The organism is Bifidobacterium callitrichos DSM 23973 (genome assembly GCF_000741175.1).
Classification (GTDB): Bacteria; Actinomycetota; Actinomycetes; order Actinomycetales; family Bifidobacteriaceae; genus Bifidobacterium; species Bifidobacterium callitrichos.
In genome coordinates this window covers 233,315-246,607 of sequence record NZ_JGYS01000001.1, presented here as the reverse complement: position 1 = coordinate 246,607, position 13,293 = coordinate 233,315, and the positions used below count along the sequence as shown (strand labels likewise).

Below are 13,293 nucleotides of genomic sequence, written 5' to 3'. Positions count from 1 at the left end.
ATGCGGGTCTGCCTGCCCGAGCCGCCGCGGAAGACGGCCTTGGCGTTGAGGTCAACGGTCACGTCACCGAAACGGGTCAGGGGCGCCGCGCTTTCGGACGCTCCCTCGAGGGCGACGCGGCGCAGCAGCGCTCGGATACGGGCCAGCAGCTCGTCGATCGACACCGGCTTGGTCACGTAGTCGTCGGCGCCCGCATCGAGCGCGGCGACCTTCTCGCGCGCATCGGTGCGGCCAGAGACGACGAGGATCGGCGCCTCGGTCCATCCGCGCACGCCCTGGATCACCCCCATGCCGTCCATCCTCGCATGCCGAGGTCGAGGACGAACAGGTCCGGATGCTCCTTGACCGCAACCGTGATGCATTCGACGCCGTCACGTGCGGTGACGATGTCGTATCCCTGCGAATGCAGGGTGATCTTCAGCGCCTTGAGGAATTGGGGGTCGTCATCGGCAACCAGAATCTTCATCATGCGTCGCTCCCTTTCCCGTGATCGGTCTGATCGGTCGTGTTCTTCATGGTCTCCTCGCCGCGGTCGGCTCGCCGGGCGCCGTTCTTCGCGTCATTCGCGTCCTTTTCTGTGGCCTCGGAACTCGAGGCCCGTTTGTCGTCATCGCGATCCTTCCCCCCGCCTCGCATGATGCCGTAGGTGATGAAGCGGTCGAGCCCGCGCTCATCCGAATTGCCCTTGCCGGGCAGCGGCAGGATCACATCCGAGACCGCTCCGGACACCTTGAGCGTATCCTGCTCGAGAATGTCCGACGGGTCGGGCCGCTCGTTCTTCGGGATGAGCTGGCCGACGCGCAGCACGCGGTCGGCGGCACGCAGGGTGATGACGATGGTCAGTCCGCCTCCCGGAGTGTCCTCCGGAGTGATGGAGCCGCCCATCGATTCGACGAAGCCCTTGGACAGCGCCATGCCGAGGCCGAGGCCCGTGCTGTTGTCCGTGTCCCCGAGCCGGTGGAACGGCAGGAAGATGTCGTTCTTGCGGTCGTCCGGTACGCCCGGCCCCTGATCGGCGACGCGGATCTCGACCACGCCGTTGAACGCGGAGGCGGCGATGCGCACCCGCTTGTTCTTCGGGGTGAAGCGCAGCGCGTTGACCACCACGTTCGACAGTGCGCGCCGCAGCAGCGGCGGATCGGCGACCACCAGCGGCAGATCGGGGGCGATGTCGAGGTCCACGGTCCACGGACCGATGCCCAGCTCGTCGAACAGGGGGATGATCTCCTCCCCCACGTCGGTGGCGACGAGCGACAACGGCAGCGCACCCTCGCGGATGCGCGAGACGTCCAGCAGGTCGGTGACGAGCTTGGTCAGCTGGTTCAGACCATTGGAGGCGACGGAGAGCAGTTCGGCGCGATCGCGTTCGTCCATCGTGTCGCCCATGCGCTGCAGGCCGGAGACGGCGGCCGTGGCGGAGGCCAGCGGCCTGCGCAGGTCGTGGCTGACGGCGTTGAGCAGACCCGTGCGGATCTTCTCGGCCTGGGCGAGCGGACCGATCTCCTGCGCCTTGCGTTCGAGATCGTTGTGTTCGATGACGGTCTCGATCTGGGAGAGGATGGCCATGAGCATGCGCTGGTCGGAGGCCTCCACCGACCTGCCGTAGAGCTTGAGGGCCGGACCGTGGTCGTCATGGGCGATGGTCTCCGGCTCCTCGACGGCGATGGAGTCGCGGGAGCCCGCGCTCTCCTTGCCGTCCTCGTCGGACAGCGTGCCCGGCTCGCCGTCGGAGATGATGACGTGTCCGTCCTGAACGACGCGCACGCAGCTGAAGCCGAACGCCTCACGCGTACGGTGCACGATGGCCTCGAGCGGATCGTCGCTGCGCAGCACGGAGCCCGCCACGGAAGCCAGGATCTCCGATTCGGCGCTGGCACGCTGCGCCTGACGCGTATGGGAGTCGGCGCGGTCGACCACGGCGGAGACGATGAGGCCTACCACGACGTACAGGATGATGGTGACCACGTCCGAGGCGTGCATCACATGGAGGGTGCCTATGGGCTCCGTATAGAGGAAGTCGAGCACCAGTCCGCTGAGCACGGCCGAGACCGTCGCGGGGATGAATCCGCCGATGACCGCCGAGATCACGACGAGCAGCTGCAGGATGAGCGCGTCACGCTGCGCGAAGTCGACCGAACTGAAGTTCGCGAGCACCCATGCGGCGATCGGCACGGATAGTACGGAGAACACGAGACCTGCGACCGTCCGTCCGAGGGCGATCGGCGACTGGTGCCTCGAGGGCATGCGCAGACCTGCCAGACCACGGTTCGCGAATGTGTGCGTGACGATGTGGACGTCGATGTCGCCGGATTTCTCGATGATCCCGTTGGGGGTCGAGGGACGGCCGAACCACCGCGCGAGGAAGCCGCGCCGGGAGACGCCGACGATCACCTGCGTGGCGTTGTTGGCACGCGCGTAGTCGAGCAGGGCGTCGGCGATGTCCTCGCCGACGATCTGATGATAGGTGCCGCCGAGCTTCTCGACGAGCTCGCGCTGCTTGATCAGCAGGGCGGGGTTGGAGCCGGCGAGACCGTCCTCGGGTGTGACGTGCACGGCGATCAGGTCGCCGCCGCCGGATGCACGGGCGACTCGAGCGCCACGGCGCAGCAGCTGCTCGCCCTCGGGGCCGCCGGACAGGGCGACGATGACGCGTTCTCGGGTCTCCCATTTGGCGCGGATGTGGTGCTCAGTGCGATACGTGTTGAGCGTCTCGTCGACGCGGCCGGCGAGCCACAGCAGCGCAAGCTCGCGCAGTGCGGTGAGGTTGCCCACACGGAAGTAGTTGCTCAGCGCGGCGTCGACGCGGTCCGGCTTGTAGACGAGGCCCGCGGAGAGACGCTCGCGCAGGCCCTCGGGCGGCAGGTCGACGAGCTTGACCTGCGAGGCGGAGCGCAGCACCTTGTCGGGTACGGTCTCCTTCTGCGTGCTGCCGGTGATCTCACGGACGACGTCGTTGAGCGATTCGATGTGCTGGACGTTGATCGTGGTGATGACGTCGATGCCGGCGTCGAGCAGGTCCTCTACGTCCTGCCAGCGCTTCTCGTGGACGGACCCGGGGACGTTGGTGTGGGCGAGCTCGTCGACGAGCGCGACCTGCGGGTGACGTTCGATGATCTTGAACAGGTCCATCTCGTCGAGCCACATGCCGCGATAGCGCACGTGCCTGCGTGGGACCATCTCGAGTCCGTAGGCCGCCTCGGCGGTGTTCTTGCGGCCGTGCGTCTCCAGCAGTGCGATGACGACGTCCTTGCCTTCGTCCTTGAGGCGATGCCCCTCCTTGAGCATCGCGAAGGTCTTGCCGACGCCCGGCGCGGCGCCGAGCAGCACCGTGAACGTTCCTCGCGCCTCTGCCATATGCGTTTCCCGCCTTCCCCTTATCCCGTTGCCTTCGACTATACGTTATAAAACACCTTCAGGGGTGATGGCGTCGGACACTCACGCCATCACCCCTGAAGGATGTCGATCACTCGTAATGGCTACTTGAGCTCATCGAGTGCGAGGTTCAGCTTGACCACGTTGACGGTGGACTCGCCGATGAAGCCGAGACCGCGGCCGGTGGTGTACTTCTTGACCAGCGACTCGACCTTCTCCTGGCTCAGACCGCGCTCCTTGGCGACGCGCTTGACCTGAATGGCCGCGTACTCGGGGCTGATCTCCGGGTCAAGGCCCGAGGACGAGGCGGACACCGCGTCGGCGGGCACGTCCTTGACGCTCACGCCCTCGCGCTTGGCGATGGCCTTGCGCAGCTCGGTCGTGCTCTTGATGAGGTCCTCGTCGGCGTGGCCCTTGTTGGTGCCGGACGACGCGGCGGCGTAGTAGCCTGGTTGTCCTCCTCCTTGTTCGGGTCGGAGGCCGCGGACGGACGGGACTGGAAGTACTGCGGCAGGGCGTCGCCGTTCTCGTCGGTGAAGGACTGGCCGATCAGCGACGAGCCGACGACCTCACCCTGGGAGTTGGTGACCATCGAACCGTTGGCCTTGTCGGGCATGCCGAGCTGGCCGACGCCGGTCATCACGAACGTGTAGACGATGACGATGACGGTGAAGACGATCACTGCCTTGAAACCGGCCCAGTAGCTGCGCAGGTTCAGTGACATCGAGGAATTCATTTCATTCGCTCCTTCAATTGCCTAGTGTCTCGGGACCGATCAGAAGCCCGGGATCAGGCGGATGAACAGGTCGATGATCCAAATGCCGATGAACGGTGCGATGATGCCGCCCAGACCATAGATCTTGAGGTTGCGGCCGAGGATCTTCTCACCGGATTCGGCGCGGTACTTGACGCCCTTGAGCGCCAGCGGGATCAGCAGCACGATGATGATCGCGTTGAAGATGATCGCGGAGAGCACCGCGGACAGCGAGCTGTGCAGACCCATGATGTTGAGCACGCCGAGGCCCGGGAACTTCTCCATGAACATGGCCGGGATGATGGCGAAGTACTTCGCGACATCGTTGGCGATGGAGAAGGTGGTCAGGGCGCCACGGGTGATGAGCAGCTGCTTGCCGATGGCGACGATGTCGATGAGCTTGGTCGGGTCGGAGTCGAGGTCGACCATGTTGCCGGCCTCCTTCGCGGCCGACGTGCCGGAGTTCATCGCGACGCCGACATCGGACTGGGCGAGGGCCGGGGCGTCGTTGGTGCCGTCACCGGTCATGGCGACGAGCTGGCCGCTGGCCTGCTCCTTCTTGATGTAGGCGAGCTTGTCCTCGGGCTTGGCCTCGGCGATGAAGTCGTCGACACCGGCCTCGGCGGCGATGGCCTTGGCGGTCAGCGGGTTGTCGCCGGTGACCATGACGGTGCGAATGCCCATCTTGCGCAGATCGGCGAAACGCTCCTTGAGGCCGGCCTTGACGACGTCCTTGAGCTGGACGACGCCGAGGACGCGCGCCACGCCGGCGGCGTTCTGCTCGGCGACGACGAGCGGCGTGCCGCCCTGGCCGGAGATGGCGGCCACACGGTCGTGCAGCGCATCGCGCACCTCGGAGGACATGTTGCCGCCCTCCTTGTCGATCCACGCCTCGACGGCGGAGGTGGCACCCTTGCGGATGCGGTCGCCGTTGGGCAGGTCGAGGCCGGACATGCGGGTCTCGGCGGTGAACGGAACGGAGACGGCGCCCGGGACCTCGTCGAGGTCGAAGCCCTCGGTCTTGGCGAGGGCCACGATGGACTGGCCTTCAGGGGTGGAGTCGGCGAGCGAGCTCAGGGCGGCGGCCTTGACGATCTCGTCGTGGTCGATGCCGGGCAGCGCGTGGAACTCGGAGGCCTGACGGTTGCCGTACGTGATGGTGCCGGTCTTGTCGAGCAGCAGGGTGGTCACGTCGCCTGCCGCCTCGATGGCACGGCCGGAGGTGGCGAGCACGTTGCGCTGGACCAGACGGTCCATGCCGGCGATGCCGATGGCGGACAGGAGGGCGCCGATGGTGGTCGGGATGAGGCAGACGAGCAGGGAGATGAGGACCGTCAGGCTCACGGAGGCGTTGACGGAGGAGGCCTGCGGGTTGATGCACAGCACGACGACCAGGAAGATGATGGTCAGGGAGCTCAGGAGCACGTCGAGGGCGATCTCGTTCGGGGTCTTCTGGCGGTTGGCGCCTTCGACCAGGGCGATCATCTTGTCGACGAAGCTCTCGCCAGGCTTCTGGGTGATGCGCACGACGATGCGGTCGGAGAGCACGCGAGTGCCGCCGGTGACGGACGAACGGTCGCCGCCGGACTCGCGGATGACGGGGGCGGACTCGCCGGTGATGGCGGATTCGTCGACGGAGGCGATGCCGGAGATGATGTCGCCATCACCCGGGATCAGCTCGCCGGCGGAGACGACGACCACGTCGCCGAGCTTCAGATCGGAGCTCGGGATCTCCTCGATGTAGGCCGGGCCCTCACCCTTCTCGGGGCCCTGCACGTCCGGATCGTTCTTCTCGTCGTAGCCGCGCACGATTCGGGCCGGCGTGGTGGTGCGGGTCTTGCGCAGCGCGTCGGCCTGCGCCTTGCCGCGGCCCTCGGCCACGGCCTCGGCGAGGTTGGCGAAGAGCACGGTGGCCCACAGGACGATGGCGACGATCCACGTGAAGTAGACCGGCTCGCCGTTGGTCAGCGAGGCGTCGAACAGCTGGCAGATGCCGAGCAGCGTCAGGAACGCGGCGCCCACCCACACGATGAACATGACGGGGTTGTGCCACATGTTGCGCGGGTCGAACTTGCGGAACGCGTTCGGCAGGCTCTTGCCGAGCATCACGCCGAGGGACTGGTTGTTGGAATTCTTGACGTCGTTCGCGAGGGAAGTCGCGTCGTTCGTGACGTCGTTCGCAGTTGCGGAAGTCATATCACGCCACCAAACCTTCTGCCAACGGTCCCAGAGCAAGCGTCGGGAAGAACGTCAGCGCGGAAATAAGGACGATAACAAACACGAGCAGGATGACGAACAGACCGTTGTCGGTCTTCATCGTGCCGGCGGTGACCGGCACCTTGTCCTGCTTGGCCAGCGAGCCGGCCAGAGCGATCACCAGGGCGATCGGCAGGAAGCGGCCGAGCAGCACGGCCAGACCCAGCGCGGTGTCGAGCCACGGGGTGTCGGCGGTGATGCCGGCGAACGCGGAACCGTTGTTGTTCGCGGCGGAGGTGAACGCGTAGACGACCTCGGAGAAGCCGTGGTTGCCGGAGTTGTTCAGCGACGTGTCGAAGATGGACTGACGTGCGAACGGCAGGGCGAAGCTCAGCGAGACGCCCACGACCACGGTGATCGGCATGACGAGGAAGTACAGCGAGGCCATCTTCATCTCGCGCGGACCGATCTTCTTGCCGATGTACTCAGGCGTACGGCCGACCATGAGGCCTGCGATGAACACGGCGACGACGGCCATCACGAGGATGCCGTAGAGGCCGGCGCCCACGCCACCCGGCGAGACCTCGCCGAGCATCATGTTGAGCATGTACATCATGCCGCCCAGTGCCGTGTACGAATCGTGCATCGAGTTGACGGCGCCGGTGGAGGTGGAGGTGGAGGTGGTGCCGAACAGGCCGGACCACACGATGCCGAAGCGGGTCTCCTTGCCTTCCATCGAACCGCCGGTCAGGTTGACGATCGCGTCATTGGAGAAGGACTCGGCGGTCACGACGCACAGGAAGCTCACGCCGAAGAGGATGACCATCGCGCCGAGGATCGCGTAGCCCTGGCGCACGTCGCCGACCATGCGGCCGAAGGTGCGGGTGAGCGCGACCGGAATGCACAGCATGAGGAGGATCTCGATGAGGTTGGTCCACATGTTCGGGTTCTCGTACGGGTGCGAGGAGTTGGCGTTGAAGAAGCCACCACCGTTCGTGCCGAGCTCCTTGATGACCTCCTGGGAGGCGACCGGGCCCTGCATGATCTTCTGGGTGCCGCCGGCGATGGTGTTCACGTCGACGAAGCCGGCGAAGTTCTGGGCGACGCCGAGGGCGATGAGGATGATGCCCATGACGATGGAGATCGGCATGAGCAGGCGCAGCGTGCCACGGGTCAGATCGACCCAGAAGTTGCCGATGGTCTCGGACTTGCGCCAGGCGAAGCCGCGAACGAGGGCGATCGACACGGCGATGCCGACGGCGGCGGAGACGAAGTTCTGCACGGCGAGGCCGGCGAACTGGACGGTGTAGCCGAGCGTCACATCAGGCGAATAGGACTGCCAGTTGGTGTTGGTGACGAACGAGGCCGCGGTGTTGAACGCAAGCGGACCTTCGACGTTCGGGAAGCCCAGCGAGAACGGCAGCCACTGCTGCACGCGCTGGAGCAGGTAGAGCACCAGGACGCTCATGAGGGAGAAGCCAAGCAGACCGCGCAGATACGCCTTCCAGGTCTGCCCCTTCTTGGAATCCACGCCGATGATCTTGTAGATCCACTTCTCGAAGAAAAGATCCTTGTCGGACGTGAACACGTTGTACATGTAGTCGCCCAGCGGCTTGTAGATCGCCGCCAGGATGATGGCAATCAGCGCGAATGCCATGATCGCAAAAAGATATACCATGTGATGAACCTTTGTTCCCTAGACTGCTTTCTCTTAAGGGCCTGTCAGAATTTCTCGGGACGGCACAGGGAATAGATCATGTAGGCGATTCCCACGATTCCCAGCACAACACCCAGCACGGTGAAGAACGTCATCATAGCTTGTCAACCCACTTTCCGAACAGATCGAAGAGGACGAAGATGACGATCGTGCCCACGACATAGGCAACATCTACCCACCAGGGCATGTCTTTCTCCTTATCATTGAACAAACCCGACGGTGCTGAACCTTCCCACCCCGCAACGCAGCCGTAAGGCTGTGCAGAGCGGTCAGACATCACCGTCGGGTCATTACAGCTCTTCATGCTATTGGGAATGTGAAGGAGATGAAACGGTTTTTACGGGTTACATACGACCGCAACAACGACGCATGGCGATTCGCTAACGCTTTGCTAACGCCATTGGTCAACGTAGTTCCCCGTGTCCGTTTACCTTAGGCCACCCTCGCGTTGGCCGCTGCATCGCGTATATATAGGTATGTGATCAGCGGGGACGTCTGGCTGTCGTCGGACATCCCCCATGTCCGCCGACTCGTCCAAGGAGCTTTGCATGACCTCCCCCCACACCGACTCCCCCGTCACCGACGTGATCTTCGACTTCTGCGGCGTCCTGTTCGACTGGAACACGCGCGCCTGCCTGACCGGGCACTTCCCCGATGACGTGTGGATGCGATCTGCGCCGACGACGACCCGCACGGCTTCTTCCGCTACGAGGACCGCATGGACGCCGGCGAGGACTTCGCCGACATCTACCCGGACGTGGTGCGCGAGCAGGGCGAGGACATCGCACGGATCTTCAGGTACTACATCGAGCACTACGGCGATGCCCTGCCGCGCATGCTGCCCGGCATGGAGCAGCTACTGCGCGATCTCAAGGCGCACGGCTACGGCGTATGGGGTCTGACGAACTGGTCGCACGAGACGATCCACATCGCCTTCGACAAATACCCGGTCCTCAACGATCTGCTGGACGGCACCGTCGTCTCCGGCATCGAGAAGATGCACAAGCCGAACGCCGACATCTACGAACTGGCGCTCTCCCGCTTTGGTCTTACGGCTTCGCGCTGCGTGTTCTTCGACGACACCGCGAAGAACGTGGTCGGCGCGAACGAGGTCGGCATCCACGGCCGACTGTTCGAGAACGCACTCGGAGCCCGCGAGGCGCTCGCCGCGCTGGGCGTGCGCCTCTAATACGCTTCCAATCGGCCATACTGGCTGGCCAGTATGGCCAGCCCCGGTCAGTCAGCGTCACCGGTCAGCCCCGGTCAGTCGGCGTCGCCCTTGAGTCCGGTGTAGAGCGTGTAGTACCGACCCTTCATCGCGATGAGCTCGTCATGAGTGCCGCGTTCGATGATGCGGCCGGCTTCGATGACCATGATGCAGTCCGCGTTGCGGATCGTCGACAGACGATGCGCGATGACGAACGTGGTGCGCCCCTTCATGAGCCGGTCCATGCCATGCTGGACGAGCGACTCGGTGCGGGTGTCGATCGACGAGGTCGCCTCATCGAGGATCAGCGCCGGCGGATCGGCGACGGCGGCACGCGCGATGGCGAGCAGCTGCCGCTGGCCCTGACTCAGGGCGGCGCCGTCCGCTGTCAGCTGCGTGTCGTAGCCGTCGGGCAGCTTCTCGATGAAGGCATCCGCATTGGCGAGGCGCGCCGCGGCCCTCACCTCCTCATCGGTGGCGTCGAGACGCCCGAAGCGGATGTTGTCCATGATCGAACCGGAGAACAGGTGCGTGTCCTGCAGCACCATGCCCAGCGACCTGCGCAGATCGCCCTTGCGCATATCGCGGATATCGATGCCGTCATAGGTGATCGAACCGGAATCGATGTCGTAGAAGCGGGTGATGAGGTTGGTGATCGTCGTCTTGCCGGCGCCGGTGGATCCGACGAGCGCGATCTTCTGCCCGGGCTTGGCGAACATCGTCATGTCGTGAAGCACTTCCTTGCCCTTCACATAGCTGAAGTTCACGTGATCGAGACGGATGTCGCCGCGCATCGGCGTGATACGGCCGTCGGACGGATCCTTCCAACCCCAGTCGTCGGTGCGCTCGCGCGACTCGACCAATCGTCCGTCCGCGTCGTGCGTGACGTTGACGAGCGCGACCCGGCCGTCATCCTCCTCGATGCGCTCGTCGAGCAGATCGAAGACGCGCTCGCCGCCCGCCAGCGCCATGACGATGGCGTTGAGCTGCTGCGAGACCTGCGAGATCGGCATCGTGAAGCTTTTGACGAACGTCAGGAAGCTCACGAGCGCGCCCAGCGTGAGACCGGTGGCGCCGGTCATCGCGAGCGCGCCGCCGACCAGCGCGCAGATCACGTAGCCGATGTAGCCGAGCTGGTTGTTGATGGGGCCCAGATAGCCGGCGAACTTGTTGGCCTTGTTGGAGGCGTCATACAGACGGTCGTTGACCTCACGGAAGTCGTGTTTGGCGGCCTCCTCGTGCGTGAACACCTTGACGACCTTCTGCCCGGTCATCATCTCCTCGACGAAGCCGTTGAGCTTGCCGACGGACCGCTGCTGCTGCGAGAAGTGCGCGCCGGAGCGGCCGGTCAGCACCTTGGTCAGGAGCACCATGACCGCGGCGATGACGAGCATCACACCGGTCAGCGGCACGCTCAGGTAGATCATCGAGGCCAGGACCATGACGATCTGGAGCACCGAGGTGAGGATCTGCGGGATGGACTGGGAGACCATCTGGCGCAGCGTGTCGATGTCGTTGGTGTACAGGCTCATCACGTCGCCGCGCGAGTTCGTGTCGAAATAGCCGAGCGGCAGCTTCTGCATGTGCCCGAACATGCGGTTGCGCAGCCGACGCATGAATCCTTGGGTGACGAATGCCATGAGGACGGCCTGGACGCCCGCGGCCACGACGCCGACCGCGTAGAGGCCGGCGAGCGCGAGGATGGCGCCGAGCAGCGGGCCGAAGTCGCGTTCCGCCGGCTTCGCATGGACGAGCGGCATGATGTAGTCGTCGATGAGTCGCTGGATGAACAGATTGCCGCGCACGTTGGCGAGCACGGTGACGAGGATGCACGCCATGATGATGGCGTACTGCACGCCGTATCTGGCGAACAGGTCACCCATGAGACGTGTGAACGTGCGCCACGGATGGCCCATCTTCAGGTAGTCCTTCGCCGCCGCGGCGTTCTTCGCCGCATTGCCCCTTGGTCCCGGCATCACTTCACCTCCGGTTCGTTCGTGTTCGCGGCGGCCTCGTCGAAGTCGCCGCCGCCCCTAGTCTGCAGTTCGACGATGCTCGCGTAGATCTCGTCGCTGCCGACGAGTTCGGCGTGCGTGCCCACGCCATGGATGCGTCCGTCGTCCATGACGACGATCATGTCGGCATCCTGCACGCTGGAGATGCGTTGGGCGATGATGATCTTGGTGACCTCGGGCATTTCGTTGGCGAAGGCGCGGCGGATGCGCGCGTCGGTGGCGGTGTCGACCGCGGAGGTGGAATCGTCGAGGATGAGCACCTTGGGATGTTTGAGCAGGGCGCGGGCGATGCACAGACGCTGGCGCTGGCCGCCGGAGAGGTTCTGTCCGCCCTGTTCGACGACGGTGTCGTAGCCGTCGGGCATGCGGTCGATGAACTCGTCGGCGCAGGCGATGCGGCATGCCCTGCGCATGTCCTCGATCGTGGCGTTCGGGTCTCCCCATTTCAGGTTTGAGGCGATGGTGCCGGAGAACAGCACGTTCTTCTGCAGGACGACGGCGACGTTGTCGCGCAGGGTGTCGAGGTCGTAGTCGCGCACGTCGACGCCGCCGACCATGACCGAGCCGCCGGTCACGTCGTACAGGCGCGGGATGAGGTTGACGAGCGTGGTCTTGGCCGATCCGGTGCCGCCGATCACGCCGACGACCGCGCCGGAGGGGATGTGCAGATCGATGTCGTCGAGCACGCGCTCGCGGCGCCGAGCGCCAGTGAGTTTCGCGGCCATGGCGGCTCTGCGCTTGGCGGTGGGATCGTTGTCGGAGAGCGTGACCTCCGGATAACTGAAGTCGACGTCGTTGAAGTCGATGGACCCATCCTTGACGGCCATGACGGGATGCTCGGCCACGGGCATGTCGGCCCGTTCGGTGAGCACTTCGGCCACGCGTCGGGCGGATGCGGACGACATCGTGATCATGACGATGGTCATCGAGAGCATGACGAGGCTCATGAGGATGTTCATGCAGTACATGAGCAGGGACGTCAGGTCTCCGGTGGTCAGGTCGCCGGCGACGATGAGGTTCGCGCCGAACCAGCTGATGAGCAGCATCGAGGCCCAGATGGTGAACTGGATGACCGGGTTGACGGAGGCGAGCGTCAGCTCGGCCTTGAGGAAGATGTCGTAAATGCGTTTGGAGACCGTGCGGAACAGCTCGTTCTGCATGTCGCCGCGATCGAACGCCTTGACCACGCGGATGGCGGTGATGTTCTCCTCGGTGTTCTCGTTGAGCACGTCGTACTCGGGGAACGCGCGGCGGAAGAAGCGGGCCGCGACGTTCATGAGCACGCCGAGGACGATGCCGAGGAAGATCACGGCCGCAAGGTAGATCAGAGCCATGCGCCCGGAGACGACGAACGCCATGCACATCGCGACGAGCAGGGAGCTGGCCGCGCGCGGCACCATCCTCAGGATCATCATGAACGCGTTCTGGATGTTCATCACGTCCGTGGTCAGTCGCGTGACGAGGCTCGGCGTGGAGAAGCGGTCGATGTTGGTGAAGGAGAAGGTCTGGATGTTGTCATACTGGTCCTGCCTCAGGTTCCTCGCGAAACCTGCGGCGGCCTTCGAGCCGAACACCGATCCGAGGCATCCGACCGTGAGTCCGCACAGCACGACAACGAGCATGATCAGGGACGTGCGCACGATGACGCCCATGTTCCCCTTCTCGACGCCGTCGTCGATGAGCGTGGCCATGAGCAGCGGGACGATCATCTCGCACACGACCTCGCCGATCATCACCAGCGGGGTGATGACGGCATCCCGTCTGAACTCCCCGATGTGCCGCATCAGTACTCTGACGGTTCCCACCCGAGCCACCTTCCTTTTACAGTCTGAAGGTCGAAGGATTTCGACCCCAACAGGTTAGCAGCCAAATCGTGGAACCGGTGGCATATATTCCATCGAAACGATGCATGTCATGCCAGGCCCTCCGTCAGCCGTGGTGTGCCCCAACTCCGTCTCACATGGCGTCCGCCGTCGTGGAAGTAATCGGCTATAACCTCTCTCTTCGACCATCCTGACTGCTATAACTGTGG

At 64.5% G+C, this 13,293-nt stretch carries 7 protein-coding genes and 3 pseudogenes; 1 reads left to right on the top strand and 9 read right to left on the bottom strand.

Annotated features, from left to right (window positions below):
* Positions 1 to 191 precede the first annotated feature (191 nt).
* The 7 genes and pseudogenes from BCAL_RS13620 to BCAL_RS13015 all read right to left on the bottom strand — a co-directional run.
* A pseudogene (locus tag BCAL_RS13620) lies at positions 192 to 466 on the bottom strand (response regulator); the annotation flags it as partial.
* Positions 466 to 3,354: an ATP-binding protein gene (locus BCAL_RS01210; protein WP_081887167.1), complete on the bottom strand. Its 2,889-nt coding sequence runs from the start codon at positions 3,352 to 3,354 to the stop codon at positions 466 to 468. The pseudogene BCAL_RS13620 and the gene BCAL_RS01210, both read right to left, overlap by 1 nt.
* Before the next feature lie 122 nt (positions 3,355 to 3,476).
* Positions 3,477 to 3,788 (bottom strand): annotated as a pseudogene (locus BCAL_RS13890) (potassium-transporting ATPase subunit C); the annotation flags it as partial.
* Positions 3,713 to 4,012: a potassium-transporting ATPase subunit C gene (locus BCAL_RS13885; RefSeq protein ID WP_274518240.1), complete on the bottom strand. Its 300-nt coding sequence runs from the start codon at positions 4,010 to 4,012 to the stop codon at positions 3,713 to 3,715. The pseudogene BCAL_RS13890 and the gene BCAL_RS13885, both read right to left, overlap by 76 nt.
* Before the next feature lie 135 nt (positions 4,013 to 4,147).
* Entirely contained in the window at positions 4,148 to 6,322 is a 2,175-nt protein-coding gene (gene kdpB, locus BCAL_RS01200) for a potassium-transporting ATPase subunit KdpB (RefSeq protein ID WP_043163691.1), read from the bottom strand.
* 1 nt (position 6,323) lies between these two features.
* A complete protein-coding gene (kdpA, locus tag BCAL_RS01195) occupies positions 6,324 to 8,000 on the bottom strand; it encodes a potassium-transporting ATPase subunit KdpA (protein WP_043163689.1) in 1,677 nt (558 codons plus the stop codon).
* Positions 8,001 to 8,133: 133 nt separating this feature from the next.
* Positions 8,134 to 8,343, bottom strand: a complete 210-nt coding sequence (locus BCAL_RS13015) for a hypothetical protein (protein WP_152600272.1) — start codon at positions 8,341 to 8,343, stop codon at positions 8,134 to 8,136.
* A 244-nt stretch (positions 8,344 to 8,587) separates the two neighbouring features.
* Between BCAL_RS13015 and BCAL_RS01190 the strand changes: the two are divergent.
* Positions 8,588 to 9,228 (top strand): annotated as a pseudogene (locus tag BCAL_RS01190) (HAD family hydrolase).
* A gap of 74 nt (positions 9,229 to 9,302) precedes the next feature.
* On the opposite strand, the gene BCAL_RS01185 reads toward BCAL_RS01190, so the two are convergent.
* Positions 9,303 to 11,162 (bottom strand): ABC transporter ATP-binding protein, encoded by a 1,860-nt coding sequence (locus BCAL_RS01185; protein ID WP_420796800.1) that lies wholly within the window; start codon positions 11,160 to 11,162, stop codon positions 9,303 to 9,305.
* 59 nt (positions 11,163 to 11,221) lie between these two features.
* Positions 11,222 to 13,066, bottom strand: coding sequence for an ABC transporter ATP-binding protein (locus BCAL_RS01180; RefSeq protein ID WP_238549574.1), 1,845 nt, complete (start codon positions 13,064 to 13,066; stop codon positions 11,222 to 11,224).
* Between the last annotated feature and the right edge of the window lie 227 nt (positions 13,067 to 13,293).

Excerpts from the sequence above, each read along its gene's own strand:
- BCAL_RS01210 (WP_081887167.1), bottom strand. The coding sequence starts at position 3,354 with ATGGCAGAGGCGCGAGGAACGTTCACGGTGCTGCTCGGCGCCGCGCCG.
- BCAL_RS13885 (WP_274518240.1), bottom strand. The coding sequence starts at position 4,012 with ATGACCGGCGTCGGCCAGCTCGGCATGCCCGACAAGGCCAACGGTTCG.
- kdpB (WP_043163691.1), bottom strand. The coding sequence starts at position 6,322 with ATGACTTCCGCAACTGCGAACGACGTCACGAACGACGCGACTTCCCTC.
- kdpA (WP_043163689.1), bottom strand. The coding sequence starts at position 8,000 with ATGGTATATCTTTTTGCGATCATGGCATTCGCGCTGATTGCCATCATC.
- BCAL_RS13015 (WP_152600272.1), bottom strand. The coding sequence starts at position 8,343 with ATGAAGAGCTGTAATGACCCGACGGTGATGTCTGACCGCTCTGCACAG.
- BCAL_RS01185 (WP_420796800.1), bottom strand. The coding sequence starts at position 11,162 with ATGGGCCATCCGTGGCGCACGTTCACACGTCTCATGGGTGACCTGTTC.